This window comes from Myxococcus hansupus, from assembly GCF_000280925.3.
Classification (GTDB): Bacteria; Myxococcota; Myxococcia; order Myxococcales; family Myxococcaceae; genus Myxococcus; species Myxococcus hansupus.
The window spans coordinates 2,640,866-2,662,112 of sequence record NZ_CP012109.1 but is presented as its reverse complement, the minus strand read 5'-3'; the positions used below and the strand labels follow the sequence as shown (position 1 = coordinate 2,662,112).

Here is a 21,247-nt window from a genome sequence, read left to right as displayed (position 1 = left end):
ACCTGGAGTCTAGCGTGAGCCCGTCCTGCGTGCAGGCACCTCAGGTGTCTTCGGGACCCGGAGCGCCCAGCTTCTCCAGCAGCATCTCCACCGAGTCGCTGTCCTGGCTCACATCCGCCACCGCCGACCGGTACTCCGTGTCCGTCACCTTCTCCACATCCGGCAGCATGCGGTTGATGACGGCCCGAGCGGCATCCGCCTGGCACTCCGGCAGGACGACGGCGAACACCCCTCCGCCCAGGTGGGAGATGGCATCCGGATGGCGCACCCGCTTGCGCATGACGTCGGCGATGCTGGAAGGCACCGGGTCCACCGGACGGTCGGGGCGCAGCACCGCCAGGCTGAGCGCACGGTGGTAGCGGCGGCTGCGGGCCACCTCCTGCTCCAACCGCAGGAGCAGCCCCCGCCGGTCGTGCAGGCCCGTTGCGGGGTCGCTGCCCGTGCGGCGCTGCAGGGCGCTGGACTTCTCCTTCTCCTGCTGCTCGCGCTCGCCCTGGCGCAGCTTGAGGGCGCGCTCGGTGCGGTTGAGGAGCTCCACCGCGTTGAACGGCTTGCTCATGTAGTCCACCGCGCCCAGGTTCAGCGAGCGGACCTTCTCCGCGACGCCCTGGTGGGCGGACAGCAGGATGACGGGGATGCGCGCCGTGTCCGTGGAGGACTTGAGCGCCATGGCCGCGTCCAGGCCGTCCAGCTTGGGCAGGAACACGTCCATGACCACCAGATCCGGACGCTGGGCCTTCGCCCGGGCCAGGCCCTCGGCGCCGTCGCGCGCCACGTCGACGCGGTACTTGGAGCGCAGCACCTCCGACAGGACGGCGGCGATCTCCGGCTCGTCCTCCACCACCAGCACGCGCGGCTGCTCCTGCGGCGAGGGCGCGGCGGCGGGAGGCGGACGCGGGTTGCGCGCCGCTTCCTGCGCCAGCGGCAGCGTGAAGACGAAGACGCAGCCGGTGTCCGGCGGGCTCTCCGCCCAGATTTCACCGCCGTGCAGCTCCACGAACTCCTTGCAGATGGCCAGGCCCAGCCCGGTGCCCTTGCCACCGTGACGGTACCGGTCGAAGACGAGGTGCAGCTCGTCCGGCGGAATGCCCACGCCGTCGTCCTGCACGCACACCTTGGCAGCGTCGCCGTCCGGGCGGCCCAGGCGCTGGGTGCTCACCACCACCTCGCCGTCCTGGCGCGCGTGGTGGATGGCGTTGGTGATGAGGTTCTGCAGCACCTCGTGCAGCTTCACCTCGTCGCCAATGAGCATCAGGCTGTCGGGGCAGTCCGCGCGCAGGGCCACGCCCCGGTCCGCGGCCAGAATCTCCAGCTCGTTGACGGCGTCGCGGCAGAGCTGCGCCACGTCCAGCACGCGGGGCTCGATGGACAACCGGGCCGCCTCGCCCTTGCCCTTCTCCAGCAGCGACTCCACCAGCCCGAGGATCTTCTTGCCCTGGCGAATCATCGCCTCGGCGGACTGGCGCTGCTGCGCCTCCAGCGGACCTTCCTGGAGCAAGCGGCCGTGCCCCAGGAGCACCTGGAGCGGCGCGCGCAGGTCGTGGCTGCACACCGCGATGATTTCGTCCTTGAGGCGGTTGAGTTCCTTCAGACGCCGGTTGGCATCGTTCAGCTCCTGGTAGCGCTGGACGTACGCCTCCTCCAGGTCCTCGCGCTTCTTCTTCACCGCCGTGTGCAGGCGCGCGTTGCGGATGGAGTTGGCCAGCACGCCGGCCACGGCCTGCGCGAACTCCTGCTCGTCACGACCGAACGACGCGTCCGCGCGCGACACGCGCAGGAACAGCGCGCCCAGCAGGTCGCCCTGGCAGATGAGGGGCTGCACCAGGATGGACTTCACGCCCAGCGGGAGGATGCTGGTGCGCACGTCCGCCATCAACGGGTCCCGCTGCGCCTCGTCGATGACCACCGCCTCGCGGGTCTCCAGCGCGCGGCGCAGCTCGGGGTAGCGCATCACCTCGATGTCCAACTGGACGAGGCTGGGGTCCTCCTGCGTGGCCACCACCTTGGCGGTGCGGGCATGGCTGCCCTCCACCAGCACCACCGAGCAACGGTCCGTCCCGGTGACGCGGCCCACCTTGTCCACGGCGATGCGGAGGATCTCCTCCAGCTCCAACGAGCTGGTGGCCGCCTGGGTGATTTCGAGCAGCATCCCCATGCGCATGCGGATCCGCTCCTCGCGGTCCCGCAGCCGGCCCACGCGCAGCGCCGCCTCCAGCCGGGGGACGACCTCGTCCGCGCTGCGAATCCAGTCGTCCACCGCCAGGCGCTTGAAAGCTTCCGCCGAGCGCGTACGGCCCAGGTCCACCAGCACCGGCAGGCGCTGCAACCGGTCCACCTTGCGTAGCGACTCCAGCATCTCCGCGGCCCGCTTCGCCGTCACCGCCAGGAGCACGACCTCCGGCTGCAAGGTGTCCGCCACCTGCGCCAGACCGCTCTCCTTCTCCGTGGACGCGCAGTGGTAGCCGCTCGACGTGAGCCGCTCCATGAGCGCATCACCCGCCTCCTTGGCGGCCACCACCAGCACGCGTCCCCGCTGATCAGCCTGCATCTCGACTCTCACGGTGAACCCCAGCCCTGGCGACCTGGCCCCGGGTTGAGAGGCCGCAAATACCCGCTGCGTGCGAAAGAGTTCATGGTTCGGATCCCGATCATGCCGCTGAACACGCCCTGGGGCCAGAACGGCGGGCATGGGTGGGAGGATGTGGCCTACTCGGTGCCAATCGCCCCGAAGCCGGCCCGGCGCGGAGCGTACACGATGGACGTCTCTTCCCTACTGCCCACGAGCCACGTCCGCCCGCCCTGCCACCCATCAGGCGCCACCCAGGCTGCAGTTGCAACTCCCTGGCGCCCTGTGCCTGTGACGCCGCCCACCGAAGTGAGGTCCCAGCGGCGCGGCGGGGAGTACCACAGCCCGCGAGCCTTGGGGGACGTTCCGGACCCGGGCCGCGAGCCCCCCAGTCAGGGCCGCCCGGAGAGCCTGATGGCCGCGGCTGCCCGGGACCGGCCGTACGGGATAGAGTCCGGGGCCATCATGGCCCTCCCCTCCCTGACGCGGCGCGCATGGCGCCCTGCCTTCCTTGTCGCCAGCAGCCTGGCCGCAGCCTGTGGTGGCAGCGAACCGCCCCCTCCCACGCCGGATCCCCCGCAAGTCGCCCTGACGGTCCCCGCGAGCATCATCTCGGACACCCACCTGGACGTCATCGTCACCGTGTCCGGCTGCGAGGGCAGCTCCACGCTCAATGTCCGGGACCGGGAGACGATTCTCCGGACCTTCCCGCACAGCGGCGGCACCATGACGCTGCGGCTGGAGCGCAATGACATCCCCTACGCCACCGTGGGACTGGCCGCGAACCTGTCGCTGAACGCGGTGGCCGTGTGCTCGGACGGACGCACCAACAACTCCCAGCCCGCGCCCGTCAGCTACTTCCCCGTGCAGCGGCGCATCGTAGAGCCGCAGAACGCGGGCCAGGTCGTCACCGACCACTTCGTCATCGATGGGACCACCGCCAACCCGAGCTTCATCGGCTGCGGCGTCCCCTCCACGGAGATCTCCACGATGTACCGCGTGGACCTCAGTGGCAACGTGACGCACACCGTCGGGATGCCGATTACCTGCAACCCCGAGACGGTCATCACCGAGCGCAACCCCGTCAGCGGCAAGCGCTGGGTGTGGACGCCCAACGTGGGCGCCTTCGCCATCGACGCGCAGATGCAAATCACCGCGCGGACGACGACGGACATCGGCCCCACGCAGCTCACGGTGCTGCCCGGTGGCGACGCCATCATCGTCAACCGCATCGACGAGGTGCGCCGGCTGTCCCACAACCCCAACGGCACGTCGGAGAGCGTCGCCGAGGTCAAGTGGCTCTACGCCCCCACCACGCTGGAGAGCGTCATCGCGCCGCCGCTGGTGCGCGCGGACGGCCTGATTCTCATCGCGTCCCTGGGCACGGGCCCGGATGCCTCACGCACGGACGTCACCGTCACCGAGCTGTACGCGGGAGAGACGGGTGAACAGGGCGCGGGGGGCACGGCGCGCGCGGCCTTCAGGCTGCGGACCTTCGCCCGCAACGAGCGCCTCCCGCTGGGCGCGTTCAACGACACGGGCAGCACGCTCTACCTGGGCCTCCAGTTGGGCTCGGAGCAGTCGCAGGTCATCTCCTGCTCCGCCACCCAGGACGAGTGCGAGGGAACACGACTCCAGTGGACCAGCCCCGCGCTGCCGGTGCCGCTCGCGCACATCCTCTACCACCCGGGCGCCTCGCGCCTCGTCGCGGTGGGCCAGAAGCGCGTGTGGTTCCTCGACGCGTCCGGCCAGATTCGCAACCGGGACAACCGCTCCATCGACGCGAATGGCGCGCTGAACGTCCTCCAGGTGCTTCGCCGGCCCAACTCGCCCGAACTCTTCCTGCTCAACGCGACCGAGCGACGCGCTGACAACCCATTCCCACTGCCCAACGAAATCGTCGCCGTGGACCAGACCGGCAACGGCGAGGCGCGCGAGCTGTTCCGCCACCAGGTGGTGGGCAGCCTGGGCGGCTCCATCGACCCGGAGGGGCGGCTGTGGATTCGCACCGGCTTCGACGTCGTGCAGACGCTGGCGCTGTCCGAGTACCGCCGCTACCGGCCGTAGCCCGCGTGGGCACCGGCTGAAAGCTCAGGGCCTGCTGGCGACGAGGAGCGCTTCCACGTTTCCAGCGGGCCCGGGCACCGTCGAGTCCATCAGCCCGAGCACCTCCAGGCCCTGCTCGCGAACGAACGCCGTCACCGTGTCGATGGCGTCCTGACGCGCGGCCACGTCCCGCACGACGCCGCCCTTCCCCACCCGGTCCGGCCCCACCTCGAACTGCGGCTTCACCAGCGCCACCAGCAGCCCGCCCGGCTCCAGGTACGTCAGCACCGACGGCAGCACCTGCGTGAGGGAGATGAAGCTCACGTCGATGACGACAACGCCGACCTTCTCCGGCAGGTCCTCTTCCGTGAGGTAGCGCGCATTCACCCGCTCGCGCGAACGCACCCGGGCGTCCGTGCGCAGCTTCTCGTGAAGCTGTCCGTAGCCCACGTCGATGGCATGCACGCGGACCGCGCCGTGCTGGAGCAGGCAGTCGGTGAAGCCACCCGTGCTGGCTCCGATGTCCGCGGCCACCTTGCCCCGCACGTCGAGCTCGAAGTGGTCGATTGCGCCCTTCAGCTTGAGCCCACCCCGAGACACGTAGGGCATCACCTCGCCCTTGAGGCGAAGCTCCGCCTCTTGCGGAATCAGCGTGCCGGGCTTGTCCACGCGCTGGTCATCGACGACGACCTGGCCGGCCAGGATGAGCGCCTGGGCCTTGGTGCGCGACTCCGCCAGCCCGCGCTCCACCACCAACACGTCCAGCCGCTCCTTGCGAGGCTTCACCGCGCGCTCCCTTCCAGCAACGCCCGCCCCGCGCGACGCAGCCCCTCCGCGTCCAACCCCAGCTCCGCGCGCTGCACGCGGGCGTCGCCATGGGGCACGAACGCATCGGGCATGCCCACCAGGCGCACGCGAGTCATCACGCCGTGAGCCGCGAAGAGCTCCAGCACCGCGCTGCCCAATCCACCGCGCGTCGTGCCCTCTTCCGCCACCACCACGGGCCCGGCGCGGCCGGCCTCCAGCAACGCGGCCTCATCCAGCGGCGAGGCCCGGCGCGCGTCCAGCACGCTCCACCCCGGCTCGCCTCGCGCGGCGTCCAGCGCGGCGATTCCCAGCGGGCCCAGCGTCACCAGCGTCAACCGGGGCGACTCCGCCCGCAGGAGCCAACGCGCCCCTTGCAGCGGCGCCCCTCCCGCCTGGGCATCCGGAGGCAGCGCCGGCAACGTGCCCCGCGGGAACCGGATGACGGAGGGATGCGGCGCCGCCAGGGCCGTGTCCAACATGGGAGCCAGGTCCTCGCCCACCACGGGGGACCACAGGTGGAGGTCCGGCATCGCCCGCAGCGACGCCACGTCATACGTCCCCTGGTGGGTGGCGCCGTCAGCGCCCACGAGCCCCGCGCGGTCCACCGCGAAGACGACGGGCAGTCCCGGCAGACACACGTCGTGGATGATCTGGTCGTACGCGCGCTGAAGGAACGTCGAGTAGATGCAGCACACCGGACGCGCGCCCGCGGCGGCCAACCCCGCGCTGAAGGTCACCGCGTGCTGCTCGGCGATGCCCACGTCGTGCACGCGGTCCGGGAAGCGCGCCTTGAGCGCGTTGAGCGCCGAGCCCTCCAACATAGCCGGCGTCACCGTCACCACGCGCGGGTCGCTCGCCATGGCGTCTTCCAGCACCGCCGCGAAGGCCTCGCTGAAGGTCCGCTGGCCACCGCGCGAGCGCACCAGCTTTCCATCGCGCCACTCGTACGGCCCCATCGCGTGACCGCGCGTCTGCGCGTCGGCCTCCGCTGGCGGAAACCCCTTCCCCTTCAGCGTCAGCGCGTGCACCACCACCGGCCGGGAGGAAGCCCGAGCCTCGCGCAGCGCGTGAATCAACGCGCCCAGGTCATGCCCATCCACCGGGCCCAGGTACGTGAAGCCCAGGCCCTCGAAGAAGCCCCGCGCCTCGCGGGTCCGCAGCAGGGAGGGAATGGCGCCCACGTTGGCGCTGATGGACATCTGGTTGTCGTTGAGCACGACGACCAGCGGCAGGTGGCCGCCGCCCGCGTTGTTGAGGCCCTCGAACGTGAGGCCGCCGGTGAGGCCGCCGTCGCCCAGCACCGCCACCACGTGGCCCCGGTGCCCCATCATCCTCCGGCCCTCCAGGACCCCCAGGGCCGCGGACACCGCCGTGCACGAATGGCCCGCCAGCAGCGCATCGTGCGGACTCTCCCGAGGGTCCAGGAAGGGCGCGATGCCCCCCGCGTGCCGCAACGTGTGCATCCGCTCACGCCGCCCCGTGAGGAGCTTGTGCGCGTACGCCTGGTGGCCCACGTCGAAGAGCAGCGCGTCGCCCGGCGAATGGAACACCCGGTGCAGCGCGACGATGAGCTCCACCGCGCCCAGGGAGGCCCCCAGGTGGCCTCCCACGCTGCCGCAGATGGAGATGATGTCCTCGCGAAGCTCCTGGCACAGGCGCGGCAGGTCCTCCTCGGGGAGCGCGCGGACATCCGAGGGCGAGCCGATGCGTGCCAGCAACTGCGACATCAGGACTGCCGCTCCACCGTGTAGCGTGCCAGCGCCGCGAGCGGTCCGTCCTCGCCCTCCAGGGGACGCACGGCCGCGATGGCCTCGGACACCTTCTCTTTCGCGAGCTTCCGGGACGCCTCCAGGCCCACCACCGCCGGAAAGGTGAAACGACCCGCCGCCGCGTCCGCGCCCGCGGGCTTGCCCAGTTGCTCCGCGGTGGCCGTCACGTCCAGCACGTCGTCGGCAATCTGGAAGGCCAGCCCCACCGCTTCGCCGTAGGCCGCGGCGCGAGCCAACGCATCCGCGTCCCCGCCGCCGGCCAGCACACCCATGCGGCACGCCGCGCGGATGAGGGCGCCCGTCTTCATGCGGTGCAGCCGGAGGAGGTAGTCGAGCGCGGCCGGACGGTCCTCCGCGATGTCCAGGACCTGACCGCCCACCATGCCCGCGGCCCCGGCCGCCACCGCCAGCTCGCGGCAGAGCGCGGCGCGAGCGGCCTCCGGGCCACTGGCCACCAGCGTGAAAGCCTCCGTCAGCAGCGCGTCGCCCGCGAGGATGGCCATGGGCTCGCCGTACACCTTGTGGTTGGTGAGCCGGCCCCGGCGGTAGTCGTCGTTGTCCATCGCCGGCAGGTCGTCATGCACCAGCGAATAGGTGTGCACGTACTCCAGCGCGCACGCGGCATCCCCCGCCACCGCGGACACGGTGCTCTCGCGGGCCACGATGTCGGCGAAGGCCAGGCAGAGCACCGGGCGAAGGCGCTTGCCTCCGGCCATCAGGGAGTAGTGCATGGCCTCCGCGAGCCTCGGCGGCGTGCCCGCGGGACCGAGCCGGTTCATCCGCTCGTTCAGCAGGGCCTCGACGCGCGCCTGCTGGGCGGCCAGGAAGGTGTCCAGTTGAAACGTTGCCAAGTGCGTCCGAACCCCTCTTACGGAATCTCCGCGGGCACGAGCTCGCGGATGCGGCTGACGAGCTTGTCCATGTCCAGCGGCTTGACGAAATAATCCGCGGCGCCGACTTCCATGCCGTGCCGCTTGTCCTCGGGCTCACCGCGTCCACTGATGAAGATGACGGGGATGTCCCGGAACTGCTCGTTCTTCTTCACCGCCCGGCACAGCTCGAAGCCGTCAATCCAGGACATGTTCACGTCCAGGAGGATGGCGTGCGGCCGGTGCAGTTGGAGCGAGGCGATGAGCCGCAGGCCGTTGGCTGCCATGGTGACGGCAAAGCCCTCGTCCTCCAGGGCCGCCGCCAGCAGCTCCCGCGTGTCGCGGTCATCATCGACAATGGTGATTTTCGGCTTCGACATGCCGGCATGGACGCGCCCGAGCCACCTAGAACGGGACGTCATCCTCCGGGGGCGGACGGGGGGCCGGAGCGCGAGGGGCCGCGGGGGCCGCCGCCGGACGTGCCGACGCCGCCAGCGGGGCGACCACGTCCTTGCCATCCTCATCCAGCAGGAGCTGCTCGATGCGCTGCTCCGCCTCGGTCAGGAGCTTCTCACCCCGGCGAACCAGCCGGATGCCTTCCTCGAAGGCCTTGAGCGAGTCCTCCAGAGAGAGATTTCCACTCTCCAGACGTCCCACCGTCTCCTCGAGCCGGGAGACCACATCCCCGTACTGCTCGGGAACCTCGGCCTCCGCCACCTTGTCCGCCTTGGGCGCCTTGTCCGACTTCGCCACTGCCATCCACCTCCCCGTGTGGGGCGCGGGACTCTAGAGGGTGGCCCGTCAGCAGTCCACCGGCCCTTTCACCGCCGTGACGGTGGCTTCGATTTCTTCACATCCTCCCAGCGTCTTCGCGCCATTCGACGCGAGCTTCAGCCCCAGGCGCTCTCCCACCTGGACATCCGCGCCCGTGCGGACCACCGCGCCGTCGCGTTGGCGGAACACCACCGAATAGCCGCGCGACATCACCTTCAACGGACTCATCGCGTCCAGCCGTCCCTCCAGACGCTGAAACCGCCTCTGTGCATCCGCCAGGGCCCCTTGTTGGAGCGCCAGCAGCCGCGACCGTTGTGCGGCCAACCGGGCGTGCTCGCGCGACACCTGGGCCGCCGGTGACGCCCGCTCCAACACCAGCCGGGCCGAGGCCAACGCGCCTTGCCGCTCCGCCACGCCGGAGCGCACCGCCTCCGACAACCGCATGGCCAGCTTCAACAGGTGCGCGCGCTGCTCGCCCAGGCGGGCCTGGGGACGCGCGCGCTGGAGCCGCTCCGTCAACGCCCGGAGGCCCTCCCGGTGTCCACGCACCGACGGCCGCAGCACGCGCATCATCGACTCCACCTGCTCCGACAGGTGCAGCCGCTGATGATTGATGGCCCGCCGCGGGTCCTCCAGCAGCGACGCGAGCTGCCCTTGCTCCTCGCGCAGCTCCAGCACCCGGCGTTCCATGGCGCGCCGCAGCCGGCCCGCCTGGGTGGCCAGCGTCAGCTCCAGGTCGGCCAGCACGGGCGCCAGGCGCTCCGCCGCGGCGCTGGGCGTGGGCGAGCGCAGGTCCGCGACGAAGTCCGCGATGGTGAAGTCGATTTCGTGGCCAATGGCCGACACCACCGGCACCGGCGAGGCGAAGATGGCGCGGGCCACCAGCTCCTCGTTGAAGGTCCAGAGGTCCTCCACCGAGCCACCGCCTCGCGTCACCACGATGACGTCCACGTCCGTGCGCGACAGGCGCTGAATGGCGCGAGCCACCTCGACCGCGGAGCCCTCGCCCTGCACGCGGGCATCCGCCACCAGCACGCTCTGCCGCGGGTTGCGCGAGTGCAGCACGCGGAGGAAGTCCTGGAGCGCCGCGCCCGTGCGGCTCGTCACCACGCCAATGCGCTGGGGCAGGAACGGCAGCGGCCTGGGCGGACGCACCCGCCCGGGCCCGATGAGCCCTTCTTGCGCCAGCCGCTCCTTGAGCTGCTCGAAGGCGAGCGCGAGCGCGCCCTCCCCCACGGGCTCCAGCCGGTTGACGATGAGGCTGTAGCGCCCCTGCGGCTCGTAGAGGTCCACGCTGCTTTCGGCCAGCACCTCCATGCCGTCGCGCAGCGCGAAGCGAAGCCGGGCCGCCATGGAGGCCCACACCTTCGCGTCAATGGAAGCCCCGGAGTCCTTCAGCGCGAAGTACCAGTGGCCTCGCGCGTTCGGCCCGCGAAAGCCCGTCACCTCACCGCGGACGATGACGCGGGCGAAGCGCGACTCCAGCGTCTGCTTGAGCTGCCGGGTGAGCTCGCCCACCGACAGCACCACGCGCTCGGGCTTGGGAGGCGGCGGAGGCGCCCCCTCCATGGGGCCCAGCAAGGAGGTGCCGTCCGCATCGGGCGGCGACGGTGGCGGCTTCTTGGAAGCCGCCACCTGCGGCTCGGACGTCGCAGCGCGCGGACGGGAGGCGCCACCGCCGAACAAATCACCTTGCAGCCCCGTGGGCGGCAAGGTGCCACCTCCTGCCTTGCGCCGGGTCATCGCGACAGCTTCTCGACCCAGGTCTTCGCCTTGTCGTGGTACTCGTCGTCGGGCGGCGTCATCGCCACCACGTCCTTGAACTTGGGCAGGGCCTCCTCGGGGCTGCCGTCCTTCAAGGAGTAGGCCTGGAGGTAGACGTCCTTCGCCTTCGTCCGGAGCTCGCTGATGATGTTGGTGGCGCCGGTGTGGCCCGGGTCGGCCTGGAGCGCCTTGCGCGAGTAGTCCATGGCGCGGCTCCACTGCCCCGACGCCTTCGCCGCGGTGGCGCCCTTGTAGAAGATGGTGGCCGCGCGGGTGCCCGCGTTGCGCGCCATCTTGCTCGGACGCCCGCCGGTGATCTCCTTGTCCAGGTTCATCAACTTGGACAGACCCTTGGCATCCAGGTCCTCCAGGCGCTTGTACAGGTTGCCGAACTCCGTCACCTGACCGAGCACCTTCTTGCACTGCGGCGTGCGCGCCATGCACGCATTGAGGATGGCCACCGCGCCGGACATGTCACCGTCGCGGAAGCGGTCCACGGCGGGCTCCCACGGCTTGGGCGCCGGCCCCTGCACCACCGGCCGAGGCGTGTCACGGACGATGATGGCCTGCGCCGCCTGCTCGTTGATGAGCTTCGCGTCCCGGTGCTCCGGGAAGGCCACCAGCACGTCGTCGGTGATGGCCTTCGCCATGTCGAGCTGGTTCTCGTCGAGCAGCTTCCGGGCCTCGCGGGTGCGGGTGTCCGCGGCCTCGAACAGCTCGCGCTTCGCCGCGTTGACCTGCTCGTAGAGGAACTGGCTCTCGCCGGTGCTCCCCAGCAGCCCGCTGGCCTTGCCCAGCTCCTTCTTCGCCAGCGCCGCGCGCGCGCCCGTCAGCTTCTCCTGGATGGGAATCTCGCGCGCGGCATGGCCCAGGTAGTCGGCCACGCCCGGGTAGTCGGGCGCCTCGGTCTGGAGCTCCTCCAGCTTGGCCTTCGCCTCCACCCACTTGCCCTCGCGGACCAGGTTCTTCGCGTCCTGGAAGAGGCTGCCGAGCATCTCGCGGCGGGACTTGCCCTGCCGCGCCTCCTCGGCCGCCACCGCCTGCTGCTGCTGGACGTTCATCCGGACCAGGCCCAGACCCGCGAACAGGAGGACGACGACGCCCACCGCGGCCAGCTTGATGATCTTCTTCTTCTTCAGCTCTTCCGGCGTGGGCGCGGCGGCGGCCGCATGCCGGGAGCTGCGCACGCGCCCCCCTTCGCCCCGAGGCCCGGGACGGGCCGGAATCGCGCCACGGGCACCGGACGCCCCCGGACGCGGACGCGGGCCAGGAGCCGGCGCGGGTGCCCCCACCATCATCGTGGAGTTGGCCACGTCCTCGAAGCGAAGCTCCGTGTCGCCCAGCGTGATGACGTCACCGTTGGACAGCGGCGTCTCGTCGTTGATGACGTCGCCGTTGACGAGCGTGCCGTTGCCCGAGCCCAGGTCGCTCACCGTCCAGCCCGTGCCGCTCTTGCGCACGGCGACGTGCTTGCGGGACACGGAGGTGTCGGGGATGCAAATGGCGTTATCGGTCGCTCGACCGATGACGTACTCGTCCTCGGACAGGGCAAACTCCTCGCCGTTCTTGGGGCCTGCGACGCAAATGAGCCGGGGAGCGGAGGAGACCGGGGCGGGCGCGGGCCGGGCGGCCGTCCTGCGCGCGGCGGGACGGGACCCGGTCCCACCCGAAGGTGCCCCGGACGGAGGCCTGCGGCGTGCCGGAGGGGAACCGTTGGACATGCGAATCACCGACTTCCTGACGAAGGGAGCACGCGCCTACAGCTCGTGCTCGTAAGCCAACTGCAAACCTAGATTGTGGCAGCGATGCTCGGCCGTAGGGAAGCGCCGACCCATTTCCTGCAACGCGGCACGGGCGGTCCGCGCATTCCGGTACTGAACGCTCCGCTGAAAATCGAGCATCAACTGGCTGCACTTATGGTCGAGCTCGCCTGACACCTGAGCGAGCTGGAAGCGCACGTCCTGGTAGATGTCCGGCTTCGTGTCCAGTGCCTCCAGCGTCACCCACGCGAAACGGTACTGCTGCCACGCCTTGAAGAGATTCTCCGCCCCGACGTCGCGCGACTCGTAGAAGCGGGCTCCCGCCGTGACGTACTGGCGCGCCTTGGCCAGCAGCTCTTCCTGCGGAAGCTCCGGCACGGGAATGATCTCCAGCCGCAGGTTCCACACCCGCCACGTCTCCTGCCCGGGCGGGTTGCGCACGTTGTCGAAGACGATGGAGTTGAGCTCGCCCCGCCGCAGCACCGCGGGCGGGAGAATCTGCTCCAGCTCGCGCTCCGTGGCCATGCTCACGTCCGGAGGCACCCAGCCCAGGTCCACGCCGTTCAGGACCAGCGACACCTCCTCCTTGGAGATGCCACGGGCCATGTAGTGCACCACCGCCACCGCCCGCGTGGGGGTGACGAACTGGAACGCGAAGGACTTGTGGTCCGGGTTCTCCCACGTCACGCCCTCGCCCAGCCCGAACGAGTCCGCGATCACCTCGAAGCCCAGGTCCTCCGGCTCCGCGCCCGAGGGCCGACCGTCTCCCCTCGGCATGAAGAACGAGGCCAGGAGGCCCACGAGCGCCAACACCATGCCGCCGCCGAGCGCGCTCACACCCAACCGCGCCGGCAGGGAAAGCTGTCCCCACCACAGGCGCAACCGGCCCGCCTGGGTGCTCGAAAGCTCGCGGCGCTGACGGGCGCGCTCCGCCGCCGTCGGGGCCTCGCCTGACTCCACCTTCGCCACGGACGCGGTGGTCGACCGCGCCGGGGCCGCGGACCCCGGACGCACCGGCGCCACGAGGGGCTGCGGCGCGGTGGGGTATCCATCCGGCAGCACGATGCCGCTCTCGGCGGGAATCGGGTCGTTCAGGCGGATGGGCCGCGTGGCGTCCGGGTCGACGGGAACGGGGTCGCCCCGGCGAATGGGCCGGGTGGCGTCCTCGTCGCTGTCCGGGGGCACCCAGACGAAGGTGAACTCCACCGGGCCCACGCCAATCTTGTCGCCATCCCGAAGCTGCTGCTCACCGGGCAGCAAGGCCCCGTTGAGCACGGTGCCGTTGGAGCTGCCCATGTCCGCGACGAAGTACTTCTCGTCGCGGAGCACGATGCGGGCGTGCCTTCGCGACACGCCATGGTCATGCAGCACCAGGTCGTTCTCCGACGTGCGGCCGATGTTCACCTCGGCCTGCTCGAAGACGAGCTCCCGCCCCTGCTGGAGCCCCTGGGTGATGGTCAGGAGGATGGGCACGGGGCACTACCCCGAGATGTTTCCGAACATGAACTGGAACACGATGGGCCCGAACAGCACCATGAACACCGTCGGGAAGATGCAGGCGATGAGCGGGAAGAGCATCTTCACCGGCGCCTCACCCGCGAGCTTCTCCGCGCGCTGGGTGCGGTCGATGCGCATCTGCGTGGACTGGATGCGCAGCACCTTGCCCAAGCTGGTGCCCATCTTGTCCGCCTGGATGAGCGCCGTGACGAACGTCGTCAGCGGCGGCAGGTCCACGCGAACAATCATGCTCTTGAGACCCTCTTCACGCGTCTTGCCCATCTTCAACTGCTTGAGGACGAGCTGCAGCTCCTCGCGCAGCGGGCCCGCCTTGCCCTTCTCCACCACCTTGGCCAGGGCCGCCGTGAAGTCCAGACCGGCTTCGACGGACAGCGTCAGCAGGTCGAGGCTGTAGGGCAGCGCGCGGCTGATGAGCAGGTGGCGCTTCTTCACCTGATCGTTCAGCCACATCAGCGGGTAGTACATGCCGAAGAGCAGGAACAGCGGCGACCACACCAGGCTCACACCAAAGCCGTTGAGCAGGATGAGCCCCATGAGGAGGCCCACCACGGCGCTGACTTCCTGCAGCGCCATGATGTCCTCGGGCTTGTACATCTGCGGCTCGCCGGCCTTGATGAGGTTGCGGCGCGCCTTGGCCTCGTAGCCCGGCCACATGAAGCGGCGGTTCATCGAGCCCAGGCGGCGGATGGCCACCGAGCCGAAACCCTTCATGCCGCCCGTCGACTCGTCACGGACCTCCGTGAGGAACCGCTCAAGCATCGTCTGGTACAGCCCGAGCCCGAGGAAGCCCACCGCCCCCGCGAAGAGGAGCGCCGAGCTGCCGATCAACATTGGCGTCAGGACATCGTCCACGGTGCACCTCTCAGATATCGATGTTGACGATGCGCCGGATGATGAGGATGCCCATCACTTCCATGATGGCGATGATGACCACGAGGATCCAACCGAAGATGTGGTTCATCATCGGCTCCATCAGGTCGGGCCGCATGTAGTTGAGCACCATGCCGAGCACGGCGGGCATCGCCGCGACGATCCACCCCTGCAGCTTGCCCTGAGAGGTGAGCGCGTCGATCTTGCCCTCGAGGCGGAAGCGCTCGCGGATCACCGTGGAGATCGTCTCGAACATCTCGGCCATGTTGCCGCCGAGCTGACGGGCGATGTTGGTGGACACGACGACCAACTCCAGGTCGTCACTGCCCACGCGGCGGCCCATGTTGATGAGCGCCTCCTCCAGCGGAACACCGAGCTTCACTTCCTTCACGAAGAGCCCGAACTCCTGGGACAGCGGCGGCAGCGCCTCGCGGGCCACGTGCTCGATGGCCTGCGGGAACGTGAGACCGGCCTTGAACGCGTTGGCCATGGCCTGCAGCGCGTCCACGAGCTGCACGTTGAACTTCTTGATGCGCCGCTTCCGGTAGTGCTTGACCATCAGCATCGGCAGGAAGAAGCCGAACACCGTGGCCACCACCGCGAGGATGGGGTTGAAGATGATGTACGACAGGATCCCCAACAAGCACATGCACGCGATGTTGAGGATCAACATCTGGCGTGGGTCGATGAAGAGGAACATGTCGCTCAAGTCGTTCATCGACTTGGCGACGTAGCGTTCCTGGTACTGCTCATACGCCTTCGAAAGGACGCTGAAGATCACCAGGCTGAAGAAGAAGACCGAGCCGGTGACGAGGAGGAGGACGATTCCTGCAAGCATGTGCGCGCTTCCCTATGAGCGAGGGTGGACGACGCACGCCATCACGGCGCGCCGGCGCCTGCGGCCCGCTCGGCACCGCCCTTGATGATCTGGATGATCTCCCGGCGCTTCTGCTCCAGCACGCGGGTGCGCTCACCGGAGAGCAGCGTGCTGATGGTGGCACGGCCGCGCTCCTCGATGAGGTCCACGTCGTCCTCGTTGCGGAGGCTGAGCGTCAACTGACCGAGCTCCGTGGCGAGCACCAGGATTTCGGCCTCTTCCGGCAGCACCATCAGCGAGATGTTGTTGTACTCGCGCTGGTTCTCCGGGATGAGGTTCACGTTGGTGGTGCCGGTGATCTTGCCGGTGGCCACCACGATGACGTTCTGGAGCAGCGTCACGGCGACGTTCTCGTCCGTCTGCGGATCGCGGAAGGTGCCAATCACGTCCACGTGGTCGTTGGGGCGAATCCAGCCGCCCACGGACGTGGTGTTCTTCGCCTCGATGGTGATGGCGCGGGCCTTCTTCTGCACCTTCGACGACAGGCGCTCGGCGGCCTTGGTCGTCTCGAACTGGCTCCACAGCAGCGGGTCACCCGCCTGCAGCGCCACCAGCACCTTCTGGTTGACGATGTAGGACGCGGAGTCCGGACGCACGACGGACGACGTCACGAACTGCTCCGGCACGGAGCGCTGCGAGATCATCTCGAAGGTGATGACCGTGCCTTCAGGGACGTCCTGCGCCGCCACGACAACGGGCACCAGGTTCCATCCGCGGCGGACGTCCGCCTCCTTCTTCTTGATGGCGGAATACGCGATGACACCGGCCAACAGGCCCAGCACAAGCGCGACGACGAGCGGAGTCTTGCCCTTCAGCATGGTTCAGAAACCTCCAGAACGGGGGGGAGCCGTTCGGCGGCGATGATGGAGTCCGAAGTGGAGTCCAGAGCGGGTGTTGGAATACAGTGCAATGCAATCTGCGGATGGCGCGCGATGTTAGCCGTGCGATACACCGGGTGTCAAAACCACCTCTCGCGACAACTCTGTATCGCGCGCAATCCGGGGACTCACGCCGTGCCGCGTCAGAGGCGGTTGATGGCCTCGCGGTCCGGCGTCGTCAGGCCGCGCCCCTCGGTGATGCTGTAGAGGGCGTCCTGCACCACGCTGACCTTCTCCGGTGTGTCGATGCGCTTTCCGTCCAGCAGGCGCAGCAGCTCCTGGAGCGCGGCATCCGAGGTGATGGGGCCGACCTCGTAGGTGATGTACGGGTTGGACGGGTCACGCTCCTCGTTCAGGCAGTACATGTACAGCGGAACGATGAAGGCGTTCTCCTCCACCCCACCATCCGGGGTGCCCGCGTCGTCCCGGCCGCCAGGACCTGGAGGCGTGGGCGGCACCGTGATGATGGAACGCTCGATCAGCAAGCCGTTCTGGTTGCGGCCCTCGGAGGTGGACACGACGACGATGCCCGGGGGGAATGTCACCTCCACGGGCCCACCCGTGTCATTGCGGAGCGGCACGCAGACCCGGACGTAGGCCCCGCTGCCCTGGGACTCCGTGCCGGCGTTCTCGCACTCGCCGGTGAACTCGCTCGCGCCGCGCAGCGTCCCGGCGTAGCTGATGCCCGTGGGCAGGTTGAACGGCGTGCCCACCGGCTCGCCGTCGTCCTCGCCCAGGCCGGGACGGAACTCGTTCACGCCCGCATCGAACTCGTTGGAGGGCGGCGGCCGATTCCCACCGCCGTCATCGTCGTCGCCCGTGCACGCCAGGATTCCCGCTCCCACCGCCGCCGCGACAACCGCCCACTTCCATGCCGCATGCGCCATTTCGCGCTCCTTCATCAATTCAGGGCGGGCCCGCCGGCCGGGCCTACCGCGTCATGAGGTCGGACGAGACTGGCTGAGTCTCGGGTCACCAGCAACCCTGGTGATTCCGCGGGGTGTCAGGGAGTGGGCGGAACCTGCGGTGGCGTGGGGGGCGGCAGGTCCGGGTTGTAGAGGCCGCGCAGGACGAGTGTCGCGCCCTGGTCGTCCTTCAGGAGCACGGGCCTGCCCTGCTCCAACCCCACGAGCCGCACGCTGAAGCCCACGCCATCCGACGTCACATGGACGGCCAACTGTCCGGGGACGAGCGGCTCCGGCACGGCGCTTTCGGAGGGCATCCAGGCAATCTGGGGATGCAGCGATTGGAACGTGCGCGTGTGGACGCGAACCTGGTCCGCGCCCGCCTGCGCCAGGGCGGTGCGCCACACGTCCTGCGCCTGCGGCGTCTCTCCGTGGGACTGGAGCTCGTGCACCATCTGCAAGTGGACGCGCCGGGCCACGCGCAGCAGGTCGAGGTTCGCCGTCACTTCGGCACGGGACTGCTCCAACCCTTGGGGACGGCCTCCCGCGAGCGTGCTCATGACGCCCAGCAGGATGACGCCGGAAGCCCACAAGGGCGCGGACCGGCCACGGAGCAGCTCCCAGGCCAGACGCACGGTGCCCACCGCGGCGAGCACCGAGCCCATCAGGACCAGCCAGCGAGGCGCGGCGCCCGCGTGGAAGGGCTGCGCCAGCGCGCTGCCCAGGTGCGTCCACTCGGGAACGGACACCACGCCCACGCCAGCGGCGAAGGCGAGGAACAAGGCGGCGTGGACCAGCCGCAGGCCCAGTGGGGACGGCTGCCCCACCTCACTGCGCGCCGTCACGGGAACGGCAGGTTCAGCACGAAGTAGAAGGAGTCGTAATAAATCTGGTACGCCTCCATGAACAGGTCGATGACGTTGGACTGACGGTCCTCGGACCAGTTGACCTTCACCGACGCGCCGATGATGAGCGCGACGACGAGAATCCAGTTCAGGAGCGAGTACTCCAGCATGGCCTGCCCGCGACGGTTACGGGCGCGGGAACGCAGCGTCTTCGGGTGGTTCACGGCGAATCCTCAGAGGTGTCGTGTCCGTGCGCGGACTCCGCGTCGCCGGGCAGGTCATCGAGTATAGCATCCGCGTACTCCAGCTTGATCTTCGGAGCGTCTGGAGCGGGGATGCGCATGCGGGGCTTGGCGTCGATGCCGTACTCCGCCACTTCCATGGCGTGGCCGATGCCCGGAATCTCAATCTTCGCCAGGTTGAGCAACGGAATCTCGCGGCTGAGCCACATCCGCTTGATGACGGTGTTCTTCAGGACGACCTCGACCGGGACGGCTGGCAACGTCCCGGCGAGCGTCATCAACCGCGTTTCCTTGCCCGAACGCGTCACGGGCTTCACGCCCTGAGGCAATTTGGCGGGCTTCTCCGGCGGCGCGTTCTTGTCCTTCTCCGCTTCCGCCTGCTGCTTCTTCACCACCTGCTCGAGCGCCTCGTCCGAGTACTCCTGCGGCGGGTTGAAACCGGTGCCGATGTAGAGCCGGGAGATGGCGTCGTAGCGAATCTCGTCGCCCTCGCGCGCCACCAGCATGCGCATCTGCGAGAGCGGCGACTTCATGGCCGGGTGCGTCCCCGCCTCCATCTCCACCCACACCGCGTCCCGGCCTTCTTTGTCCTTCTCCTCGCCCACCACGGCCAGGCGCCAGTAGTACACACGCGTGCCACCGCCGTTGAAGCGGTACGTCACCCAGTCGCCCATGCGGGCTGGCCGGGCGCCTCGGGACATGTGCTGCACCAGCTCACGCGCCGGATTCGCATCCGCCCGCGTGGGCAGTGCGAGCACCACCGCGGCCACCACCAACAGGGTCCTCACTTGGCGCCCTCCTGCTTCTGCGACTGGTCCTTCTCCCAGGCCTGGCGGCTCTGACGGACGGCATCGTCGTTGGGCACCGCGTCCGGGCGGTCCGAGCCAATCCACATCTGGACCACCGCGGTGACACCCTCTTCCGCGGGCGACAGCGTCGTCACCACCTGCTCACCCTTGCGCGCGTGCTCCATGGTCAACTGCGTGCCGCCGCCCACCTTCAGCGCGGAGTGGCGCACCGGGGCATACCCCCGCTTCTCCAGCTCCGCGTTCACCTGCTGCTGCACCTTCGTCAGCTCCCCCGTCACCAGGGTGGTGCGGCTCTGGGAGCCGCCCGGGTCATCCCGCGTGGAGAGGTCCTGGCTGTACAGCGCGCCCTCGAGCGAAATCAGGCCGGGCGCCGGCTTCTTGGGCGGCCGCACCCAGAGGTCGCGCAGCACGGTGAAGCCCACCGTCTTGCCCAGGTGCTTGCGCAGCACGACGCCGCGCTGAAGGCCCTCGCGGGTGTAGAGCGCGGACACCACGCCCTCGTCCTTCATGTCCCCTTCCACCACGGTGGGGTAGCCCTCTTCCTGCCACTTCTTGGCGAAGTAGAGCGCCACCTTGTCCATGGGGTCAGGCGTCGTGAAGTACGCGAGGCGGTAGTACTCCCCGCCAATCACGAGGTCGTTGCCAATGCGCGTGTGGAGGGTGCCCGGGTAGATGGGCAGCTCCTGCTCGGCGGCCACCGGCCCGGAGGCCAGCACCGCGCACAGGAGGCCCACCCGGACCCCGTTCACACTACTCGCAAGGAATCTTCTGGTCTTGCTCATCATTCCGCGTGGACTCCGGCCGGGCATCCGGGTCGGTCGGGTCGTCGGCCATGGCCCGCTTGCAACCCATGTAGTACTCGCCGCGCGCGTTGAAGACCTTGATGTAGTTGCTGTCGTTGTACGTCATCTCGTCGCGGAACGGCGCGGTGTCGAAGCAGTTCGGACGCTCGTGGTCGGTCAGCTCGAAGCGGCGCTTGTGCATGACGTGCAGGCCGCTGCTCGCCTTCGCGTCGTACTGGGCCAGACCCGTGCAGTCACCCTTCTGCGAGTTGCCCACGCCGTAGTTGCGCGCCACCACGAAGGTGCCCAGGAAGTTGGGGAGCACCGAGGCGACGACATCCAGGATGGCGCCAATGCCCAGGCTGTCCAGCGTGGAGGCGAAGCCCAGGTACACCATGCGGTCCACCTGACGGTAGAGGCCGTGGGGCTGGTTCAGGTCACCACCGGTGTGCTGACCCGCGCGGCGGCCACGGATGATGGCGTCGCCGCCGTCCGGCATGTGCCAGCCGTTGGCGTACATGGAGTACTTGGACTTGAGCGTCATGCTGCCCAGGTCACGGCCGCCCATCATGTTTTCCTTGAAAAAGCCGCCGCGACCTCCACTCTCGTCGAGGTAGCTCGTGGGCAGGATGGTGTTCTGGTAGGTCATCTGGACTTCGGACTCGACCCAGCCCTTGTTGTTGAAACCCCACTGGTTCAACACCCATCCCATGCCGTTGTTCAAGGGGCCAAGGATGGCGCCTGCCAGCCCGCCTCCTTCGCTGGTGCTCGGGCGACTGAGCATCCCGCTCTCGAGGAGCGCGATCTCCTTGTTGGTGATGGTCGCCTGCACGTCCGTGAAGCGGGCGATGAAGTTCCCACCCGGGCCGTTGGGCTCCACCGAGTCCATGTCCTTGTAGCGCTCGACGAACTCGTCGTGCGCCTCCTGGCGGGCGTCCTCGAAGGCATCGTCATGCCGGCCGTTCGCGAAGTCGGAGAGCGCGTAGCTGGTCATCTCCCAGACGGCGTAGCGCGCCGCCTCCTGGAGCTTGAGCTTCGCCCTCACCAACTCCGTGAGGTACATGCTGAACATCAGGATCGTCACGAGGAGCGGCACGGAGAGAGCGAACTCGACCGTGGCGGCACCTCGTGAGCGTGAACGCAAGTGGTGACGGGCGCGCATGGCA

At 69.1% G+C, this 21,247-nt stretch carries 19 protein-coding genes; 1 reads left to right on the top strand and 18 read right to left on the bottom strand.

Translation table 11 applies throughout. From position 1 onward, the window contains the following. Positions 1–40: 40 nt before the first annotated feature. Positions 41–2,548, bottom strand: coding sequence for an ATP-binding protein (locus tag A176_RS10895; RefSeq protein ID WP_002636702.1), 2,508 nt, complete (start codon positions 2,546–2,548; stop codon positions 41–43). 483 nt (positions 2,549–3,031) lie between these two features. Between A176_RS10895 and A176_RS10890 the strand changes: the two genes are divergently transcribed. Beyond that, complete coding sequence (locus A176_RS10890; RefSeq protein WP_002636703.1) at positions 3,032–4,633, top strand: hypothetical protein; 1,602 nt, start codon at positions 3,032–3,034, stop codon at positions 4,631–4,633. 24 nt (positions 4,634–4,657) lie between these two features. Here A176_RS10890 and A176_RS10885 read toward each other — a convergent pair whose 3' ends face one another. The 17 genes from A176_RS10885 to A176_RS10805 form a co-directional block, all read right to left on the bottom strand. Beyond that, a complete protein-coding gene (locus tag A176_RS10885) occupies positions 4,658–5,398 on the bottom strand; it encodes a TlyA family RNA methyltransferase (protein ID WP_002636704.1) in 741 nt (246 codons plus the stop codon). Continuing rightward, complete coding sequence (locus A176_RS10880; protein WP_002636705.1) at positions 5,395–7,146, bottom strand: 1-deoxy-D-xylulose-5-phosphate synthase; 1,752 nt, start codon at positions 7,144–7,146, stop codon at positions 5,395–5,397. Before A176_RS10880 ends, A176_RS10885 begins: the two co-directional genes overlap by 4 nt. Continuing rightward, complete coding sequence (locus A176_RS10875) at positions 7,146–8,039, bottom strand: polyprenyl synthetase family protein (protein ID WP_002636706.1); 894 nt, start codon at positions 8,037–8,039, stop codon at positions 7,146–7,148. The genes A176_RS10880 and A176_RS10875 overlap by 1 nt, the downstream gene beginning before the upstream one ends. A gap of 17 nt (positions 8,040–8,056) precedes the next feature. Next, entirely contained in the window at positions 8,057–8,437 is a 381-nt protein-coding gene (locus A176_RS10870) for a response regulator (protein ID WP_002636707.1), read from the bottom strand. Positions 8,438–8,462: 25 nt separating this feature from the next. Then, the gene (gene xseB / locus A176_RS10865; RefSeq protein ID WP_044890829.1) at positions 8,463–8,816 is read right to left on the bottom strand and encodes an exodeoxyribonuclease VII small subunit; all 354 of its coding nucleotides are present in this window, start codon (positions 8,814–8,816) and stop codon (positions 8,463–8,465) included. 42 nt (positions 8,817–8,858) lie between these two features. Continuing rightward, positions 8,859–10,574, bottom strand: coding sequence for an exodeoxyribonuclease VII large subunit (xseA, locus tag A176_RS10860; protein ID WP_002636709.1), 1,716 nt, complete (start codon positions 10,572–10,574; stop codon positions 8,859–8,861). Continuing rightward, positions 10,571–12,316 carry an FHA domain-containing protein gene (locus A176_RS10855; protein WP_226994277.1) on the bottom strand — a complete coding sequence of 582 codons (1,746 nt, stop codon included), beginning with the start codon at positions 12,314–12,316 and terminating at the stop codon, positions 10,571–10,573. The genes xseA and A176_RS10855 overlap by 4 nt, the downstream gene beginning before the upstream one ends. A gap of 36 nt (positions 12,317–12,352) precedes the next feature. Continuing rightward, positions 12,353–13,828 carry an FHA domain-containing protein gene (locus A176_RS10850; protein ID WP_002636712.1) on the bottom strand — a complete coding sequence of 492 codons (1,476 nt, stop codon included), beginning with the start codon at positions 13,826–13,828 and terminating at the stop codon, positions 12,353–12,355. 6 nt (positions 13,829–13,834) lie between these two features. Continuing rightward, positions 13,835–14,725: a type II secretion system F family protein gene (locus A176_RS10845; protein ID WP_002636713.1), complete on the bottom strand. Its 891-nt coding sequence runs from the start codon at positions 14,723–14,725 to the stop codon at positions 13,835–13,837. Between the two features lie 10 nt (positions 14,726–14,735). Continuing rightward, positions 14,736–15,581, bottom strand: a complete 846-nt coding sequence (locus tag A176_RS10840; RefSeq protein ID WP_002636714.1) for a type II secretion system F family protein — start codon at positions 15,579–15,581, stop codon at positions 14,736–14,738. Positions 15,582–15,622: 41 nt separating this feature from the next. Then, complete coding sequence (gene cpaB / locus A176_RS10835; protein WP_002636715.1) at positions 15,623–16,438, bottom strand: Flp pilus assembly protein CpaB; 816 nt, start codon at positions 16,436–16,438, stop codon at positions 15,623–15,625. A gap of 203 nt (positions 16,439–16,641) precedes the next feature. After that, a complete protein-coding gene (locus A176_RS10830; protein ID WP_002636716.1) occupies positions 16,642–17,385 on the bottom strand; it encodes a hypothetical protein in 744 nt (247 codons plus the stop codon). Positions 17,386–17,501: 116 nt separating this feature from the next. Continuing rightward, positions 17,502–18,248, bottom strand: a complete 747-nt coding sequence (locus tag A176_RS10825; protein WP_002636717.1) for a hypothetical protein — start codon at positions 18,246–18,248, stop codon at positions 17,502–17,504. Beyond that, positions 18,245–18,472 (bottom strand): hypothetical protein, encoded by a 228-nt coding sequence (locus A176_RS10820; RefSeq protein WP_002636718.1) that lies wholly within the window; start codon positions 18,470–18,472, stop codon positions 18,245–18,247. The genes A176_RS10825 and A176_RS10820 overlap by 4 nt, the downstream gene beginning before the upstream one ends. Beyond that, the gene (locus A176_RS10815) at positions 18,469–19,278 is read right to left on the bottom strand and encodes a hypothetical protein (protein ID WP_002636719.1); all 810 of its coding nucleotides are present in this window, start codon (positions 19,276–19,278) and stop codon (positions 18,469–18,471) included. The genes A176_RS10820 and A176_RS10815 overlap by 4 nt, the downstream gene beginning before the upstream one ends. Continuing rightward, on the bottom strand, positions 19,275–20,081 hold the full coding sequence (locus A176_RS10810) for a hypothetical protein (protein ID WP_044890855.1): 807 nt from the start codon (positions 20,079–20,081) through the stop codon (positions 19,275–19,277). Before A176_RS10810 ends, A176_RS10815 begins: the two co-directional genes overlap by 4 nt. Next, positions 20,050–21,243, bottom strand: coding sequence for a TadE/TadG family type IV pilus assembly protein (locus A176_RS10805; RefSeq protein ID WP_002636721.1), 1,194 nt, complete (start codon positions 21,241–21,243; stop codon positions 20,050–20,052). Before A176_RS10805 ends, A176_RS10810 begins: the two co-directional genes overlap by 32 nt. Between the last annotated feature and the right edge of the window lie 4 nt (positions 21,244–21,247).